The following is a 1059-nucleotide window of genomic DNA, read 5'->3' on the forward strand; positions in this document are numbered from 1 at the left end:
GCAGAGCGGGGCCAATCCCGCCGGCACCCGGGTCAGGCGAAAGGGTGGTGGCCGCAAGCGCGCGGTTGTCCTGCAGCCGGAGCTGCCGACCGCTCTGGAGGCGCTGATCGAGGACGCCATCCGCGGCGACCCGGAGACGCCGCTGCGCTGGGTCAGCCGCAGCCAGCGCCGGATCGTCCGGGCGCTGGCCGAGCGTGGCTTTGAGGTGAGCCAGAAGCTGGTGGGCCTGCTGCTGCGCGAGCAGGGCTACAGCTGCCAGGCCAACCGGAAGACCCGGGAGGGGACGAACCACCCCGACCGCGATGCCCAGTTCGCCCACATCAACACCGTCGTGCAGGCGGCGATGGCGGCAGGCCAGCCGGCCATCTCGGTGGACACCAAGAAGAAAGAGCTGGTCGGCGACTTCAAGAACCCCGGCCGCGAACTGCGGCCCAAGGGCCAGCCCGAGCCGGTGCGGGTGCACGACTTCGAGCTGCCGGACCTGGGCAAGGTCGCACCCTATGGCGTCTACGACCTCGCCGCCAACCAGGGCTGGGTCAGTGTCGGGGTGGATGCCGACACCGCGGCCTTTGCGGTCGAGAGCATCCGGCGCTGGTGGCAACAGCTGGGCCAAGCCCGCTACCCCGAAGCCAAGAGGCTGGTCATCACCGCCGATTGCGGCGGCAGCAATGGTGTCCGCGTGCGGCTGTGGAAGCGCGAGTTGCAGCGCTTCGCCAACGAGACCGGCCTGGCGGTCACCGTGGCGCACCTGCCGCCCGGGACCAGCAAGTGGAACCGCATCGAGCACCGCCTGTTCGCCGCCATCTCGCAGAACTGGCGTGGCAAGCCGCTGGTCAGCCATCAGGTCATCGTGCAGCTGATCGGCACCACGACCACGCAGACCGGCCTGACAGTGCGCTGCGAGCTCGATGCGAGCCGCTATCCCAAGGGCATCAAGATCACCGATGCCGAGATGGCGGCGCTCGCCATCGAGCGTGACCCATTCCACGGCGAGTGGAACTACACCATCTCACCCAACCAGCAGCCACCTTGAAGCACTTATTTCGCGTCAATCCCTTA

Annotated in this window: 1 protein-coding gene; it reads left to right on the forward strand. The window is 68.3% G+C overall.

Going from position 1 to position 1059, the window contains the following annotated elements:
- The coding region (locus Q7A36_RS40090) for an ISAzo13 family transposase (RefSeq protein ID WP_305109374.1) at positions 1-1033 on the forward strand (1033 nt) is incomplete at its 5' end.
- Between the last annotated feature and the right edge of the window lie 26 nt (positions 1034-1059).

Source organism: Paracraurococcus lichenis (assembly GCF_030657435.1).
GTDB lineage: Bacteria > Pseudomonadota > Alphaproteobacteria > Acetobacterales > Acetobacteraceae > Paracraurococcus > Paracraurococcus lichenis.